This is a genomic window from Nocardiopsis sp. LDBS0036 (genome assembly GCF_041228755.1).
In the GTDB taxonomy this organism is placed as follows: Bacteria; Actinomycetota; Actinomycetes; order Streptosporangiales; family Streptosporangiaceae; genus Nocardiopsis; species Nocardiopsis dassonvillei.
Genome location: NZ_CP141103.1, coordinates 2,310,423 through 2,327,382 on the forward strand (window position 1 = coordinate 2,310,423; position 16,960 = coordinate 2,327,382).

The 16,960-nt window shown below is 72.9% G+C and carries 14 protein-coding genes; 9 read left to right on the forward strand and 5 right to left on the reverse strand.

What is annotated here, in order from left to right; translation table 11 throughout:
* Nucleotides 1-365 precede the first annotated feature (365 nt).
* Complete coding sequence (locus UIS43_RS09650; RefSeq protein WP_370013241.1) at nt 366-1,652, forward strand: DUF222 domain-containing protein; 1,287 nt, start codon at nt 366-368, stop codon at nt 1,650-1,652.
* Nucleotides 1,653-2,261: 609 nt separating this feature from the next.
* Here the strand turns inward: UIS43_RS09650 and UIS43_RS09655 are convergent.
* From UIS43_RS09655 to UIS43_RS09665, 3 genes are all read right to left on the reverse strand, one after another.
* On the reverse strand, nt 2,262-3,554 hold the full coding sequence (locus UIS43_RS09655; protein ID WP_358170023.1) for a globin domain-containing protein: 1,293 nt from the start codon (nt 3,552-3,554) through the stop codon (nt 2,262-2,264).
* A gap of 320 nt (nt 3,555-3,874) precedes the next feature.
* Nucleotides 3,875-4,306 carry an Rrf2 family transcriptional regulator gene (locus UIS43_RS09660; RefSeq protein WP_013154218.1) on the reverse strand — a complete coding sequence of 144 codons (432 nt, stop codon included), beginning with the start codon at nt 4,304-4,306 and terminating at the stop codon, nt 3,875-3,877.
* A gap of 27 nt (nt 4,307-4,333) precedes the next feature.
* The gene (locus UIS43_RS09665) at nt 4,334-5,950 is read right to left on the reverse strand and encodes an MFS transporter (protein ID WP_117198923.1); all 1,617 of its coding nucleotides are present in this window, start codon (nt 5,948-5,950) and stop codon (nt 4,334-4,336) included.
* Nucleotides 5,951-6,407: 457 nt separating this feature from the next.
* Between UIS43_RS09665 and panB the strand changes: the two genes are divergently transcribed.
* Together panB and UIS43_RS09675 are read left to right on the forward strand one after the other, a co-directional pair.
* The gene (gene panB / locus UIS43_RS09670) at nt 6,408-7,277 is read left to right on the forward strand and encodes a 3-methyl-2-oxobutanoate hydroxymethyltransferase (protein ID WP_013154220.1); all 870 of its coding nucleotides are present in this window, start codon (nt 6,408-6,410) and stop codon (nt 7,275-7,277) included.
* 205 nt (nt 7,278-7,482) lie between these two features.
* Nucleotides 7,483-8,523 carry an LLM class F420-dependent oxidoreductase gene (locus tag UIS43_RS09675; RefSeq protein ID WP_013154221.1) on the forward strand — a complete coding sequence of 347 codons (1,041 nt, stop codon included), beginning with the start codon at nt 7,483-7,485 and terminating at the stop codon, nt 8,521-8,523.
* A gap of 164 nt (nt 8,524-8,687) precedes the next feature.
* Here the strand turns inward: UIS43_RS09675 and npdG are convergent, their stop codons facing one another.
* Nucleotides 8,688-9,383 (reverse strand): NADPH-dependent F420 reductase, encoded by a 696-nt coding sequence (gene npdG / locus UIS43_RS09680; protein ID WP_013154222.1) that lies wholly within the window; start codon nt 9,381-9,383, stop codon nt 8,688-8,690.
* 83 nt (nt 9,384-9,466) lie between these two features.
* Entirely contained in the window at nt 9,467-9,658 is a 192-nt protein-coding gene (locus tag UIS43_RS09685; RefSeq protein ID WP_013154223.1) for a hypothetical protein, read from the reverse strand.
* A gap of 143 nt (nt 9,659-9,801) precedes the next feature.
* Here UIS43_RS09685 and map point away from each other — a divergent pair, with 143 nt between their 5' ends.
* The 6 genes from map to UIS43_RS09715 all read left to right on the forward strand — a co-directional run bounded on the left by map (nt 9,802) and on the right by UIS43_RS09715 (nt 16,905).
* A complete protein-coding gene (map, locus tag UIS43_RS09690; protein WP_083555294.1) occupies nt 9,802-10,653 on the forward strand; it encodes a type I methionyl aminopeptidase in 852 nt (283 codons plus the stop codon).
* A 90-nt stretch (nt 10,654-10,743) separates the two neighbouring features.
* Nucleotides 10,744-11,577, forward strand: a complete 834-nt coding sequence (locus tag UIS43_RS09695; RefSeq protein ID WP_071623246.1) for a M55 family metallopeptidase — start codon at nt 10,744-10,746, stop codon at nt 11,575-11,577.
* A gap of 154 nt (nt 11,578-11,731) precedes the next feature.
* Complete coding sequence (locus tag UIS43_RS09700) at nt 11,732-13,138, forward strand: M20/M25/M40 family metallo-hydrolase (RefSeq protein WP_071622479.1); 1,407 nt, start codon at nt 11,732-11,734, stop codon at nt 13,136-13,138.
* A 167-nt stretch (nt 13,139-13,305) separates the two neighbouring features.
* Nucleotides 13,306-14,283, forward strand: a complete 978-nt coding sequence (locus UIS43_RS09705) for an LD-carboxypeptidase (protein WP_071622480.1) — start codon at nt 13,306-13,308, stop codon at nt 14,281-14,283.
* A 245-nt stretch (nt 14,284-14,528) separates the two neighbouring features.
* Entirely contained in the window at nt 14,529-14,816 is a 288-nt protein-coding gene (locus tag UIS43_RS09710) for a helix-turn-helix domain-containing protein (protein ID WP_071622481.1), read from the forward strand.
* 118 nt (nt 14,817-14,934) lie between these two features.
* Complete coding sequence (locus tag UIS43_RS09715; RefSeq protein WP_174547154.1) at nt 14,935-16,905, forward strand: acyl-CoA dehydrogenase; 1,971 nt, start codon at nt 14,935-14,937, stop codon at nt 16,903-16,905.
* Nucleotides 16,906-16,960 lie beyond the last annotated feature (55 nt).

Consider the following 16,960-nt stretch of genomic DNA (forward strand, 5'->3'; position numbering starts at 1 on the left):
GGAAAACGGTGGGCGTCGGGTGAGGGCGGGGGCGGCCGACGAACAGCGGCACCAAAGGCGGGAGCAACCACCGGAGGGCGACCAACGCCCAGGGTGTAGGGATGGTCGGGCTCTGCTGCGTCGGCACCAACGGCAAGCAGGCCCTCCGGCCTCGGGCAACGACCCCGGACCCTGCGGTCAGCGCGGGCAACGATCGCACCAACGACAATCGGTTATTTCGAGGGCACATTTTCGGACACCTTTTGAGCCTGACTTAAACATGGAGCACCAATGAGGATCGGACCCCAGAAGGAAAGACTTCATATTCGCTCTGTGAATAGTGGAGAAATGGCGACCACTGGCCTATAATAAGAAGTATGGAGATGATGATCGCAGCGCCCGAGGCGGCCCCCGGGGAATGTTCCCCGGCCGTGGCCGCGCTGGCCGGTGCGCGCGAGATCATCCACCAGGCGTTGAACGCCGAAGTGCCACCCGGGGCCGACGAGGCCGCCGCGGAGGAGATCGCGGCGCTGTGGGCGCAGTTGGACCAGATCCGGTATCAGGCGTTGGCGCAGATGGCGCGCTTGTACGCGCGCGGTGAGGTCGCCCGTTACAGCGGCTACAGCACGTTGGACAAGTGGATCACCCACCGCTGCAAGGTCCCCGCCGCTCAGGCCAAGGATTTGGCCCGTTTGGCCCAGCACGTGCAGGAGGAGACGCTGCCCGCCACTGCCCAAGCAGTAGCTGAGGGCAGGGTGGTGTTGGGTGAGGCGGTCGCGATCGCCAAAGCCACCGACAAAGCCGTCCAGACCCGCGATGAGGACCACTTTCCCGACCAGGTGGAGTATCGGCAGGGGTTCGAAGCGGCGCTGGTGGCCGCGAAGGCGGAGCGGCCCGCGTTGTCGGTCAACCAGCTCCAGTCGGTGGCCCGCCAGGTCGCCTACCGTTTGGACCCCCACCGCCTGGACCGCGACCACGAAGCCGCTCACGCGGCCCGCGGGCTGACGGTGCATGACACGTTCCAGGGCAGCTACCAACTCCAGGCCTGGGGTGGGTCTGGGGATGCGTTGGTCGTGCGCGCGGCCATCGACACCTTCACCACCCCACCCAGCGAGGACGACACCCGGTCCCGGTCCCAGCGTGAGCACGACGCGCTCATCGCGGCGCTGCGTTTCGCCACCACCCACACCGGATGTGACAACGCTCCGGCTCCGTTGGCGCAGATCCGCATCGTGGTGCCCGTGCAGACCTACCTGGACGCCCAAGGCCAAGAGGTTCCCGCGTTGGACGAGCACGGTCGAGTGATCCCGGTCGGGCTGGTCCACGAACTCGCCGCCGATTCCGAGGTGGTACGGATGCTCACCGCACCCCCCACCGGACAGGTGTTGGATGTGGGCCACAGCCGCCGCCTGGCCTCAACCCGCCAACGCACCGCCGCCTTCCACGGACACGCCACCTGCGCCCACCCGGGCGGATGCGAAGTGCCAGTCGCCCTCTGTCAAGCCGACCACGTCACCTCGTTCTCCCGAGGAGGGCGCACGGTGGTCGCCAACCTGCAACCGCTGTGCGGGCCGCACAACCGGGCCAAGTACCAACGCGAACTGCGCACACACCGACAGCAGGAACGGCACCATCCGCCCGACAGGATTCCGGTTCCACCGCCCCGGGAATGACCTCCGGGCACGCCGGTCCCCGGCATGCCCGCGCCCGACAGGCGGCCCGGGCCCCGCGCCCACCGTGGTCGCTGCCACCGTCGCCCACCCCCACCCCGGGGGCCAGCACCGCTGCCCAAGGCCCGCCAGCCCCGCCGCCTTTGGTGCCAACGCAACAAAGCCCCACCACGCGCGAACAACAACCGTTGATCGCCCTCCCGCACCACCTCGCGGCAGCTGGCGACGCTACCTCCGGCCACCATCAGCGAGTGGAGCGTTGATCGGAGCCCCCGGACACCCGCCGCCCTCGCTGCCACCGCAGCAGAGCCCCACCACCCCCGAACACCAACCGTTGGTCACCCTCCCGCACCACCTCGCGGCAGCTGACGCCGCTACCTCGACCACCACCCGCAACCAGGGCGTTGATCGGAGCCCCCAGACACCCGCCGCCTTCGCTGCCACCGCAGCAGAGGTCAACCATCTCCCGACCCCGGGCGTTGACAGCGAACCGAACCGTTTCGCGGCAGCTGGTGCCGCTACCCCGGCCACCACCAGCGGCCTGAGCGTCGAAAGGAAGCAGGAACAGCCCACTCCCCTTCCACTCCGCCCCCTCAGAGCACGCCCAGGCGCTCAGTCCTCGCCCAGCCACAGATCCGGGCCGAACACCTCGTAGCGGATACGGCGGGCGGGCACCCCGGCGGCGAGCAGCTGGCCACGCACATTTCGCATGAACGGCAGCGGCCCGCACAGGTAGACCTCAGCGCCCTCGGGCAGGTCCACCCCGTCCAGGTCCATCAGCCCCCGGACAGCACCCCCGACGCTCTCGACGTCCCCGACGCACCCACCGCCCTCAGCGCCGTCGCCGCCTCCGCCTCCGCCTTCGCCTTCGCCTTCGACAGCCTCCACGCCGTCTCCCCCGTCCACACCGTTCTCGTACCAGGTCCGGGCGCTCGCACCGGGCAGCGCCCCGACCAGGGCGGCGGTCTCCTCACGGTGGGCGTGCTCCCCCGGGCTGCGGTCGGCGTGCAGGACCACAACCCTGCGGTCGCTGCCCTGTTCGGCGAGCCGGTTCAGCATGGCCACCATCGGTGTGCAGCCGATTCCGGCCGAGGCCAGCACGAGGGGGTGGTCGCCCTCGGACAGGGTCACGTCACCCGCGGGGGTGGAGACCATGAGGACGTCGCCCGGGACGACGGTGTCGTGCAGCAGGGTGGAGACCTCCCCCGCCGGGTCGGTCCCGACCGCGCGCAGGCGCTTGACGGTGATACGGCGGGACTCGCCGTCCCCGCCGGTCAGGGAGTACTGGCGGGCCTGGCGAACCCCGTCGGGCATGCGCGTGCGAACGCTGACGTACTGGCCGGGCAGGAAGGCGGGGAGCGGGTCGCCGTCCTCGGGTTGGAGGGTGAGGGAGGCGGTGTCGGGGGTCTCCTGCCGGCGCCGCGTGACCCGCCAGGGGCGCCAGACCCCGCGCCCGGTGTGCCCGCGCTCGGCGTACAGGCGGGCCTCCAGGGCGATGAGGGCTCCGGCCATGAGCCAGTAGACCTCGTCCCAGGCCCTGACGACGGCGGGGGTGGCCGCGTCCCCGAGAGTGGAGGCGATGGCGTCGAAGAGGTACTTGTGCACGATGACGTACTGGTCCTCGGTGACCCCGAGGGAGACGTGCTTGTGGGCGATGCGGGAGAGGAGGACGTCGGGGCGCTCGTCCGGGTGCTCCAGGAGGAGGGTGGCGAAGGCGGCGATCGACCCGGCCAGGGCCCTGCGCTGTTCGCCCGAGGCCTGGTTGCCCCGGTTGAACAGGCCGTCGAGGAGTTCGGGGCGCTCGCCGAGCATCGTGTCGTAGAAGCGGGCGGTGATGGTGTCCAGGGCTCCGGCCACGGCGGGGACCGTGGCCCGGACGGTGGCGGCTGACTCGGTGGAGAGCATGCGACCTCACTTCGGAGAGGGTGTCTCGGAGCGAAAACTGGTATCTGAAATGCATATTAAATCCGCCTTCACGGCCCCCTCCTCCGGGGTGGTTCCCGCGCGAAGAGGCCAGGCGGGAACGGTCATGCGCGGGCAGCCTGGAGGACTTCCGGGCCATCGGACTTCCGGGCTACCGGGCTACCGGCCTGGAGGACCACCGGTCCGGCGAAGAGAACCGCCCCCGGCAGAGCCCGGCCGTGCGCCCGTGAGCGGACGATCACGGGCAGGCGACCACGGGCGGACGTCCACGGGCAAACGACCACGGAGCGCCGCCGCGGGCCCTACGGGCGCAGCAGGGTGAGCGCGTCACGCGCGGGCGGGGACACCAGGGACTCCACGGTGACGCCGTCGAGCGAGGTGTAGAACGCCTCGTGCGCCTCGCGCAGGGCGCCGCGCAGGCGGCAGGCGGCACGCAACGGGCAGGGCGGATCGTCCTCGCACCCCGCGAGCTCACCCGCGCCCTCCAGCTCGCGCACGATCGACCCGACCGAGGCCCGCCGCCCGCTCTCGGTCAGGAGCAGTCCGCCGTTGCGGCCGCGCCGCGCCTCCACCAGCCCCATGTCGGACAGCCGCGCCACGGCCTTGGCCATGTGCGTGTAGGGCACGGAGAGCATCCCGGCGACGGCCCTGGTGGTGAGGAGTTCTCCCTCGTCCGCGACCGCGAGCCGCATGACCAGGCGCAGGGAGACGTCGGTGAAGGCGGTCAGGCGCATGTGTTCAACGTAGGGGACCGGTCCCGGTCACCGCTCCCCCCGGCCGGGGACGGGCGCGGTCCCCGCGGAGGGGCCGCCGTCGCCCTCGGCGTCCAGGGGCCGGTGGCGCCCGGTCTCGCGCGGCATCCAGATCAGGATCACGACCAGCCCGACCACCCCGAAACACAACGACACCGTCGCCGCCGTGTGCAGCCCCGACATGAACGCCTCCTTGGCGGGCTCCACCAGGACCCTCCCCTGTTCCCCCAGGCTCCGGGCCAGCGCCAGGGTGCCCTCGATCGACTCCCCCGCCGACCGCAGCCGCTGGTCCGTCACACCCGTCGAGCCCTCGTCGGCGACCTCCTCCAGGGTGGGGGTGATCCCCGCCCGGTACCGGAAGGAGATGACCGCGCCCAGGATCGCGACGCCCATCGCCGTGGCCACCTGCCGGACCGTGTTCTGCACGGCGGAGGCGGCTCCGGCCCTGCCCGGCGGCACCGACGACATGATCGCGTCGGTGGCGGGGGTCAGGACCACGGCCATCGCACCGGCCTGGAGGAAGAAGAACCCGACGATCAGCGGCAGCGGCGTGTCCGGTTCGAGCTGGGTGAAGAAGAGGAAGCTGGAGCACACGCCCAGCACGCCGACCGCGGCGACCACGCGCGGCCCCGCCCAGCGCACGAGCGTCGGGCTGAGCGGCGCCATGATCATCTGCCCCAGCGCGGCGGGCAGCACCAGCAGTCCCGCGACGAACGGGGAGAACTCGCGGACGCTCTGCCAGTAGAAGCTCAGGAAGAAGATGATCCCGGACATGCTGAAGAACAGCACCATGATGGTGGCCACGGAGACGCTGAACCGCGGGTCGCGGAAGAAGCGCACGTCCAGGGAGGGGTTGGGCGCGCGCGACTCGTGCACCAGGAAGAGCACCAGCACCACCACACCGCCGATGAGCGCGCCGTACACGTCCCAGTCCGCCAGGGAGGCCCGTTCGCCCGCGGTGATGATGCCGTAGATGAGCAGCACCAGGCCGGGGACGGACAGCAGCACCCCCAGCACGTCCAGCCTGCCGGGGTCGGCGTCGCGCGACTCGGGGATCAGGAAGAACACCAGCGCCAGGCCCAGCGCCACGAAGGGCACGTTGACGAGGAAGATCGACCCCCACCAGAAGTTCTCCAGCAGCAGCCCGCCCGCCGAGGGGCCGATGGCCATTGCCAGCCCGACCGCGCCCGCCCAGATCCCGATGGCGCGTGCGCGCTGCTCGGGCGGGAAGACGTTCGCGATGATCGACAGGGTCTGCGGCGTCACCATGGAGGCGCCGAACCCCATGACCGCGCGGGCCAGGATGAGCTGTTCGGGGGTCTGGGAGTAGGCCGACAGCGCCGAGGCCGCGCCGAACACCGTCAGCCCCACCACGATCATGCGGCGGCGCCCCCACCGGTCGCCGAGCACACCGAAGGTGAACAGCAGGCCCGCGAAGACCAGAGTGTAGGAGTTGATCGCCCAGGCCAGCTGCGACTGGCTGGCGCCCAGGCCCCGCTCGGGGTCGGACAGCACACGCAGCGCCACGTTGAGGATCGTGTTGTCGGCCACGATCACCAGCAGGCAGATGATGAGGACAGCCAGCCCGCCCCACCTGCGCCGGTACGCCGTCTGCGCGTCCACCAACCCACCTCCACCGCCGGGGCCCACCGAAACTCACGCCGATCGGACCGTACCCGCGAACCGCGCCGACCGCGCGCTTCGGGGGGCCGCGAACGGTGTGTCGGCCGTGTTCGGACCGGTTCCGGCGGGAGGACGTCGGCCGCCTGCGGGGCGGTTCCGGCGGGGAGCACGGGCCGCTCCCGGCGGAAGGCGGGAGCGTTCCCGTCGGGAAACATCCGACCGTCGGACCGGGTTGTAGCCGGTGCGGAGAGGCGCGGAGCGGGCATGCGATGATGCTTGCGTGCGGTGGCCGCGCCCGGTCGTCCGCGTACGCCGGTTCCCGCCTCCTCCCGCACCCGCCCGGTCCCCCGCGGACCGCCCGCGGCCCCCTCGGCCGCCCAGCGCGCGAGCGCGACGACACCATTCGTCCACACGTCCGGAGACACCCGCGAGGTGCTTCGAGACAACGGAGGGATAGCACATGAGCACCACAGGAAAGCCCCTCGCCCCGACCGGGGCCCCGACAGGAAACACCCTGTACGGCGGGGTCACCAGCCGACGCGTCACCATCCGCGACCTGGCCGCCGCCAAGGGGCGCGGCGAGCGCTGGCCGATGCTGACCGCCTACGACGCGCTCACCGCCCGGGTCTTCGACGAGGCCGGGATCCCGGTCCTGCTGGTCGGCGACTCGGCGGCCAACGTCGTCTACGGCTACGACACCACCGTCCCGGTGACGGTGGACGAACTCCTCCCGCTGACCGCGGCGGTGTCCCGCTCCACCCGGCGGGCGCTCGTCGTGGCCGACCTGCCCTTCGGCTCCTACCAGGCCTCCCCCCAGCAGGCGCTGGAGGCGGCCTCGCGGTTCATGAAGGAGGGCGGGGCGCAGGCGGTGAAGCTGGAGGGCGGCCACGCGGTGGTCCCCCAGGTGGAGCTGCTGGTCTCGGCGGGCGTGCCGGTGATGGCGCACCTGGGCCTGACCCCCCAGTCGGTGAACACCCTGGGCGGCTACCGGGTGCAGGGCCGCGGCGAGGCCGCTGCCGGACTGCTCAAGGACGCCAAGGAGATGGAGCGCGCGGGCGCGTTCGCGGTCGTGCTGGAGTGCGTGCCCGCCGAGCTGGCCGCGCAGGTGACCGAGCAGCTGTCCATCCCGACCGTGGGCATCGGCGCCGGTCCGTCCACGGACGCCCAGGTGCTGGTGTGGCAGGACATGGCCGGGCTGAGCCCGAAGGTGGCCAAGTTCGTCAAGACCTACGCCAACCTGCACGAGACGCTGCGCGAGGCGGCCTCGGCCTACGCCGACGAGGTCGTCAACGGGGCGTTCCCCGAGGAGCGCCACTCCTACGCCGGTTGAGGGGCGGGGTGAGCCCTCCCCTCTCCGGACGCCGGTGAGCACCGCCGGTCGGGTCCGCCCGACCGGCGGTGTGGCGCCGGGGGTCCCGTGGTACGTGAGCCGGGCAACAGACCGAACCGTACTCGGGAGTGAACCGTACCCGGGAGTAGAGTCGCACCGTACCCAGCGCCGACGGGCCGGGGGTCCGGCCCTCCCGGGAGGACAGATGCGCGTCTCGATGCCGCTCCAGTACGCGGGCGACCCCAAGGCCTCCGTCGACCAGGTGGTCGAACTGGAGAAGGCCGGTCTCGACACCGTGTGGGTCGCCGAGGCCTACGGGTTCGACAGCCCCACCCTGATGGGCTACATCGCCGCCCGCACCGAGACCGTGGCCATCGGCTCGGCGATCCTGCCGCTGTACACCCGCACCCCGACGCTCATCGCGATGACCGCCGCCGGGCTGGACGACCTGTCCGGCGGGCGGGCCGTCCTCGGCCTGGGCGCCAGCGGCCCTCAGGTCGTCGAGGGCTTCCACGGCGTCCCCTACGTCAAGCCGCTCGCCCGCACCCGCGAGACCATCGAGATCTGCCGCAAGGTCTGGGCGCGCGAGGACCGCCTCACCCACGACGGCGCCGTCTTCCAGCTGCCGCTGCCCCCGGAGAGGGGGACCGGTCTCGGCAGGCCGCTCAAGATCATCAACCACCCCGTGCGCCCCCGGATCCCCGTCTACGTGGCCTCCCTGGGTGTGAAGAACGTGGCGCTGACCGCGGAGATCGCCGACGGCTGGCTCCCGCACCTGTTCATCCCCGAGAAGGCCGACAGGGTGTGGGGCGAGGCGCTGGCCGAGGGCAGGGCCAGGCGCGACCCGTCCCTGGGCGGGTTGGAGGTCTCCGCGGGCGGTCTGCTCGCCATCGGCGAGGGTGAGGACACCAAGAGGCTGCTGGACCTCGTACGGCCGATGATCGCCCTGTACGTCGGCGGCATGGGCGCCAAGGGGAAGAACTTCTACAACACGGTCGCCCGCCGCTACGGCTACGAGGAGGCCGCCGAGAAGGTCCAGGACCTGTACCTGGCGGGGAAGAGGGACGAGGCCGCGGCCGCCGTGCCCGAGGAGTTCGTGGAGCTGACCAACATGGTCGGCCCGGAGTCCTACGTGCGCGAGCGCGTGGAGGCCTTCCGGGCCGCCGGGGTGACCCAGCTCAACGTGACCCCCGTGGGCGAGAACCCGGCCGCCCTGGTCGGCAAGGTCAAGGAGTGGGTGTCCTGACCCCGGCCCCTGGCGGCTGGGCGCGCCCGGCGCAGCGGCGCCGGTCCCCGCGGCGGGGACCGGCGCCGTACGCGTGCGCGGACGGGAGCACCGGGCGGTCCGGAGGCGGTCGGTCCGACGCGCTCCCGCGGGGCCGGGGCGCTCGGGGGCCGCGGGTCCGGGGACTACAGACCGGTGATGCGGATGCCCGCGTGGGTCTTGTAGCGGCGGTTCACCGCGATGAGGTTGGCGGTCAGGGCCTCGACCTGGTGGGCGTTGCGCAGGCGGCCGCCGAAGACGCCGCGCACCCCCGGGATCCGCTCGGCCAGGGCGCGCACCACGTCGGTGGCCTCGCGGTCCTCCCCCAGCACCAGGACGTCGAGGTCCACCTCCTCGACCTCGGGGTCCAGCAGCACCACGGCGGACACGTGGTGGAAGGCGGCCGTGACACGGCTGTCGGGCAGCACCTCGGCGGCCTGCTGGGCGGCGCTGCCCTCGGCGACGTCGAGGGCGAAGGGGCCCTTCTTGTCGAAGCCGAGGGGGTTGACGCAGTCCACGACGATCTTGCCCGCCAGCGGAGCGGCCAGCTGCTCCAGCAGCTCCCGGTGGCCGTCCCAGGGCACGGCGACGATGACGACGTCGCCTTCAGCGGCGGCCGAGGCGTTGTCCAGGCCGCGCACGTCGATCGGGGTGGACTCGGCCTCCACCAGTTCCCGGGCGGCCTTGTCGGCGCGTTCGGCGCTGCGCGAGCCGAGGTGGACGGTGTGCCCCGCCAGGGCGAGGCGGCGGGCCAGGCCCCGGCCCTGGTCCCCGGTTCCGCCCAGGACGGCGACGGACAGCCCGGCGATGTCCGCGCCCGCGGACGTGCTCTGTTCAGTCATGCGCCGATCCTGTCAGAGACGCCGGTGGAAGGCGCCCCCGGCACGGCGCCGCGCGGTGGATCCGGAGCGCGCGTGAGCGGTGTTCACCGCTCCTCCTCGTCGGCCTCGTCCCAGGCCTCGTTGCGCCGGGCGGCGATGGCCAGCGCGCTGGCGGCGGTGGCCTCGTCCGGATAGGGGCCCATGCGCTCCTTGTTGGGGCAGCCGGGACCGTGCTCCACCCGGTTGTGCCGGAGGCAGTACCACCACTTGTCGTCCAGCTGAGTGTCCTCGCTCACCGTGACTCGCTTTCTACGGGACGCCGCCCGGACGGGAACGTGCTTTCCGGGGGACCTACCCAGGCCCGGACGTCCCCTACACCCGTGGGGGAGGGGCATCGTCCAGGACCGCGGGGCCGACCCACGAACTACAATCAGTGTCCATGACTACTCCGCTGGTTCCTGGGCGAATCTCGCCACAACGTTCGGTTCCCCCCCACATCGTCCGCCCGGAGTACGTCGGACGGAAGCACCCCGTGGAGGGGGTTCTGGGCGACGTGCAGACCCCCGAGACCATCGAGCGGATGCGCGTGGTGGGACGGCTGGCGGCCCAGGCGCTGGAGGAGGTCGGCCGCAACGTCCGGCCCGGCGTGACCACCGACGAGCTGGACCGGATCGGCCACGAGTTCCTGCTGGACCACGGGGCCTACCCCAGCCCGCTGGGCTACAAGGGCTACCCCAAGTCGCTGTGCTCCTCGCTCAACGAGGTGATCTGCCACGGCATCCCCGACGACACCGTGGTCTCCGACGGCGACATCGTCAACATCGACATCACCGCCTACCGGGACGGTGTGCACGGCGACACCAACGCCACCTTCCTGGCCGGGAACGTCTCGGAGGAGCACCGGCTGCTGGTCGAGCGCACCCACGAGGCCATGATGCGCGGGATCAAGGCGTGCCGGCCGGGCCGCCGGATCAACGTGATCGGCCGGGTCATCGAGTCCTACGCCAAGCGCTTCGGCTACGGCGTGGTCCGCGACTTCACCGGGCACGGCGTGGGACCGGAGTTCCACTCGGGTCTGGTGGTGCCGCACTACGACGACCCGCGCGCGGACACCGTCATGGAGCCGGGGATGACCTTCACGATCGAGCCGATGATCACGCTCGGCGGCGTGGAGTACGACATGTGGGACGACGGCTGGACGGCCGTGACGGCCGATCGCAGGTGGACCGCCCAGTTCGAGCACACCCTGGTCATCACCGAGTCCGGCGCGGAGATCCTCACCCTGCCGTGACCGCCGCCCCGGTCCCCTCCCGTACGCCCCGGGCGGAACGCGGCGTCCGGACGTGGCCGCGGAAGGGGACCGGGGCGTAGGGTCGTGCGGGTGAAGATCCTCATCTCCGCCGACATGGAGGGCGCCACGGGCGTCACCTGGCCCGCCGACGTCGAGCCCGGCACCGAGCAGTGGCAGCGCTGCCGCGCCATGTTCACCAGCGACGTCAACGCCGCCGTCGAGGGCCTGCTGGAGGGCGGCGCCACCGAGGTGCTGGTCAACGAGGCGCACGCGACCATGCGCAACCTCCTGCTGGAGGAGCTCAACACCGACGCCGCGATGATCACCGGGCGGCACAAGGAGCTGTCCATGGTCGAGGGCGTGCAGTCCGGCGACTGCGACGGCGTGGTGTTCCTCGGCTACCACTGCGGCGCCGGTGACGAGGGCGTGCTGGCGCACACCTACCTGCCCAACGCGGTGACCGGTGTGTGGCTGGACGGAGAACCCGCCAGCGAGGGCCGTCTCAACGCCGCGGTGGTCGCCGAGTACGGCACCCCGGTCATCCTGGTCACGGGGGACGACCGCGCCTGCGAGGACGCCGCGACCTACGCCCCGTTCGCGCGGACGGTCGCGGTCAAGGAGCACGTCAGCCGGTACGCCGCCCGCTGCCGTCCCCCGGCCGCGACCGCGCGGGACATCCGGGCCGGGGCGCGCGCCGCCATGACCCTGGCCGGGCGCCTGGACCCCGTCGGGCCCGAGCCCCGGGCCGTGGAGGTGGAGGTGGACTCCGCGCAGCTGGCCCAGGCCGCCGCCATCGTCCCGGGCGTCACGCGCACGGGGGTGCGGCGCGTCCGGTACGTCTCCCCGGACGCCTACGAGATGATCCGCTGCTTCAAGGCGGTCACCACGCTCATCTCCAACGCCATGGAGGAGCGCTACGGCTGAGGCCGGGTCCGGGGCCGCGGGGGTCCGCCGCCCGCGAATGCCGGGGCACGGCGGGCGGGGCTGGTAGAACTGTGCCGGGGAGCACCACTTCGTCACCACTGGTCACTAAGGTCCTCCCCCGTTACTGACACCTCAGCGAGAGCGAGGCGCGCTCGTGGGCCACATCGCCACTTCCTTCCCAGAGAGAACCGACGGCTTCCCGGAGGGGGCCGACGGCCTCGCGGCGGCCGGGGAGGACGCCGTCCACCTGGCCCGAGGGCTCCTCCGCCGCGACTCCACCAACCACGGCGGCGGTCAGGGCGACGAGCGCGAGGCCGCCGAGTACGTCGCCGAGGCCCTGGGCGACGCCGGACTGGACCCCCTGCTGCTGGAGTCGGCCCCCCGGCGCGCGAACGTGGTCGTGCGCGTCCCCGGCACCGACCCCTCGGCCCCGGCGCTGCTGGTGCACGGCCACCTGGACGTGGTGCCCGCCGACGCGGCCGACTGGACGCTGCCCCCCTTCGCCGGTGAGGTCGCCGACTGCCCCGTCACCGGTGTGCCCGCGCTGTGGGGGCGCGGCGCGGTGGACATGAAGAACACCATCGCCACGGTCACCGCCGTGGTGCGCCACTGGGCGCGCCACGGGCTGCGGCCCCGGCGCGACATCGTGCTGGCCTTCGTCGCCGACGAGGAGGACAGCGCCGCCTACGGCGCCGACTACCTGGTCCGCGAGCACGCCGAGCTGTTCGAGGGCTGCACCACCGCGATCGGCGAGGGCGGCGGGGAGACCATCCACGCCCGCACCGCCTCCGGGGAGCCGGTGCGCCTGTACCCGGTGGGCGCGGCCGAGCGCGGCAGCGCCTGGCTGAACCTGCGCGCCCAGGGCACGGCCGGGCACGGTTCCCGACCGCCGCGCGACAACGCGATCGGCGCCCTGGCCGCGGCCCTGGCCCGGATCGACGGCTACGAGTGGCCGCTGCACCTGACCCCCGTCACGCGTGCGGCGATCGACGCGATCGCCGCGGCCCTGGAGGTGGAGCGCTTCCCCGGTGACACGGCGACCGCGGAGGCGGTGGACGCCCTGGTCGCCAGCCTGGGGACGGCCGCGCCGCTGATCGGCCCGACCACGCGCAACAGCGCGACGCCCACGATGTTCTCGGCCGGGTACAAGGTGAACGTGGTGCCGGGGGAGGCCACGGCGGGTGTGGACGGCCGGGTGCTGCCCGGCGCGGAGGAGCAGTTCGCCGCGGTCATGGAGGAGCTCACCGGCGACCGGGTGACCTGGGAGTACGCGCACGGTTCGCCGCCGGTGTCCGCGCCCGTGGACTCCCCCGCGTTCGCGGAGCTGCGCGAGGCCCTGCTGCTGCACGACCCCGGGGCCCACGTGGTGCCGGTGTGCCTGTCCGGGGGCACCGACGCCAAGGTGTTCTCCCGGCTGGGCATCGACTGCTACGGATTCTCGCCCCTGGCCCAGCCCGAGGGCCTGGACTACTCGGGTCTGCTGCACGGCGTGGACGAGCGGGTGCCGCTGGAGGGGCTGCGCTTCGGGGTGCGCGCGCTGGACACGTTCCTGCGCGCCTGAACGGTGAGACCCCTGGTCGGCTGGGAGGCTGGGACCGGGGAGGGCCGGGCTCCGCAAGACGTGGCCTCGAAGGGCCCGGCCGCGGGAGTGTCCGAGCAGCAGTGGTGGGGAGAGGCGTCGCGTCCGGTGGCGCGAGAGCGAGGGAGAGGGCCGGGGTGGGAGAGGCGATGACCGAGATGGCGGACGCGGTGGTGCGGGTCGCGGACGCGCGGGGTGTGCGCGCGCTGGTCCGTCCGCCGCGCCTGCGGGAGGGCGACCGGGTGCGTCTGGTCGCCCCGTGCAGCCCGGTTCCCGCGGAGCGGCTGGAGGCCGCGGTGGGAACGCTGCGCGGCTGGGGGCTGGAGGTGGAGCTGGCCCCGCACGTGCGCGAACGCCACCCGCGGCTGCCCTACCTGGCCGGCGCGGACGCCACGCGGGCCGCCGACCTCCAGGAGGCCTGGTGCGACCCGGACGTGGACGCGGTGCTGTGCGTGCGCGGCGGCGACGGGGCGCACCGGACGGTGGACCTGCTGGACTTCGACGCGATGCGCCGGGCCGAGCCCAAGGCGCTGGTCGGGTTCAGCGACATCACGGCGCTGCACGAGGCGTTCGCGGTGGAGCTGGGCGTGGCCACGGTGCACGGGCCCGTGGTCGGCACGGGGTACTTCGTGGGGGATCCGGTGGCCCAGGAGGAGCTGCGGGCCACCCTGTTCGAGCCCGAGCGGCGGACCGTGCTGACCTCGCCGGGCGCGCACGCGCTGGTGCCGGGGCGGGCCGAGGGGGTGACCTTCGGCGGGAACCTGAGCCTGCTCAACGACGGTCTGGCCACGCCGCACAGCCGCCTGTCGGCCTCCGGGGGCATCCTGCTGCTGGAGGACGTCGGTGAGGACGTGGCCCGGATCGACCGGATGCTCACGCACCTGCTGCGCACGGGGTGGGCGGCCGGGCTGGCCGGGGTGGCCCTGGGTTCGTGGACGGACTGCCCGCCGGGGCCGGAGGTGGTCGCCGAGCTGATGCGCGACCGGCTGGAGCCGCTGGGGGTGCCGGTGCTGTGGGGGCTGGAGTTCGGGCACTGCGCGGCCCAGCTCACGGTTCCGCTGGGGGTGCCCGCCCTGCTCGACGCGGACGGGGGCCGTCTGGAGCTGTCCGTCCCGGGACTGGTCTAGGTTCCCCGGGTGCGGGGACGGGGCCGGAACCCGCTTCGTCCCCGCGCCGACGGCGCCCGGACCCTCGTCCGCGCGACGGTTCCGTGCACGGCGGGTACGACCGGCGGTTACGGGAGGGCCTCCCGGCGCTCGGCTCCGGACTCCCGGTGGCCTTCCGCCCGCCCCTCGGTACCGCCCGCCGTCCGACGGAGCAGCACCACCGGTATTGATATACCGATCCGGCGCCGTGGCGTTAGACTCGTCGCATGGTGCGTGAACCGCTGACCGCAGACCAGATCGAGCGCGGGCGTCTCCTGGGCGCCCTGCTCCGCCGGGCCCGCGCGGAGCGCACGATGGTCGACGTCGCGCGCGAGGCCCAGATCTCGGTCGAGACCCTGCGCAAGATCGAGGGCGGGCGCATCCCCACCCCCACGTTCTTCACGGTCGCGGCGATCGCCGCCGCGCTCGGCCTGTCCCTGGACGAACTCCTGCGCCGGGTGGACGCCGACGCGACCGCCGACCGGGACCCCGCGACCGCCTCCCTGGCCGTCTGACTCCCCACCCGCCCCTAACGTGGGGCGTGTACCCGCGGGTACGGTTCCGTGCGCGACCCGCCCCTTCCGGCGGCGGACACGGGCCGGGCCGCGTCAGCCAGGACCACAGGGGGAGCACATGAACGAACAGGCGCTGAGAGTGGACGAGGCCGAGCTGCGCGGCCTGCTCGACGGCCGCTGGGCCCACGTGCGCGAACACATGCGCGACGCCCTGCGGGGAGACCTGTACGCCCCCGTGTACGGGCTGTCGGTGGAGGAGCACCGCGCCCGCACGCTCACCCAGATCAAGGCCCTGGCCAAGACCGACCTGCCCGCCTACGGCTTCCCCGCCTCGGTGGGCGGCCGCGACGACGTCGGCGCGTCCGTGGTCGGTTTCGAGATGCTGGTCAACGACCTGTCGCTCATGGTGAAGATGGGCGTGCAGTGGGGGCTGTTCGGCGGGGCGATCAGCGCCCTGGGCACCGAGGCCCACCACGCCGAGTACCTGCCCGGCGCGATGTCGATGGAGCTGCCCGGCTGCTTCGCGATGACCGAGACCGGCCACGGCTCGGACGTGCAGGGCCTGCGCACCACGGCCGTCTACGACCCCGACACCGAGGAGTTCGTGGTCCACACCCCCGACGAGGCGGCGCGCAAGGACTACATCGGCAACGCGGCCCGCGACGGCCGCCTGGCGGTGGTGTTCGCCCAGCTGAGCACCGGTGGCGAGGAGCACGGCGTGCACGCCCTGGTGGTCCCGATCCGGGACGGGCGGGGCAGGCCGATGCCGGGCGTGCGCATCGGCGACTGCGGCCCCAAGGCCGGACTCAACGGCGTGGACAACGGACGGCTGGAGTTCGACCACGTGCGGGTGCCGCGCACCAACCTGCTCAACCGGTACGGGGACGTGGCCGCCGACGGCACCTACTCCAGCCCCATCGAGAGCAAGGGCCGACGCTTCTTCACCATGCTCGGAACCCTGGTCCGGGGCCGGATCAGCGTGGCGGGCGGCGCGGGGAGCGCGGCCAAGGCCGCGCTGACCATCGCGGTGCGCTACGGCGACACCCGCCGCCAGTTCACCCGGCCCGACGGCGAGGGGCGGCCCGAGCGGGAGGTGCGCGTCCTGGACTACCTGGCGCACCAGCGCAAGCTGCTGCCCGCCCTGGCCCGCACCTACGCGCTGCACTTCGCGCAGGAGGAGCTGGTCACCCGGCTGCACGAGCTGTCCCGCTCCCCCGAGCGCGACGAGCACGCCCAGCGCGAACTGGAGTCGCGGGCGGCCGGGCTCAAGGCGGTGGCCACCTGGCACGCCAGCCAGACCATCCAGACCTGCCGGGAGGCGTGCGGCGGCGCCGGGTACCTGTCCGAGAACCGGATCCCTCAGCTCAAGGCCGACTCCGACATCTTCACCACGTTCGAGGGCGACAACACGGTCCTGCTCCAGCAGCTCACCAAGGGCCTGCTGACCAACTTCAAGGACTCGTTCGGCGACCTGGACCAGCTGGGGCTGGCCCGGTTCATGGCGGGCAAGGTCTTCGAGACGGTCATCGAGCGCACCGCCGCGATCCCGCTGATCGAGCGGCTCGTCGCGGCCGCCCCGGGGCGCGGCGAGGAGGCCAGCCTGTACAACCGGGGTTGGCAGCTGGAGCTGCTGGAGGACCGCGAGAAGCACGTCATCGAGGGCCTGGCCGCGCGGCTGCGCAGGTCCGGCAGGAACGGCGAGGACGCCTTCGACGTGTTCAACCGCGCCCAGGACCACGTGCTCGCCGCGGGCCGCGCGCACATGGACCGGGTGGTGCTGGAGGCGTTCGTGGCGGGGATCGACCGCTGCGGGGACACCGCGACCGCCAAGCTGCTCAACCGGCTGTGCGACCTGTACGTGATGTCGGTGGTCGAGGAGGACCGCGCGTGGTTCCTGGAGCACGAGCGGCTCTCCACCTCGCGGGCCAAGGCGGTCACCCAGGCGGTCAACGACCTGTGCCGGGGCCTGCGCCCCTACGCCGTGCAGCTGGTGAACGCGTTCGGCCTGCGCGACGAGTGGCTGGCCGCGCCGATCGCGCTGGGCGGCGAGCACGCCCGCCAGGGCGACCCGGTCCCCGGGCGCGGCTGAGAACCCTCCGTCGCGCCGACGCCCCTCCCCCGTGCCGGCGCCCGTCAGGGCACGG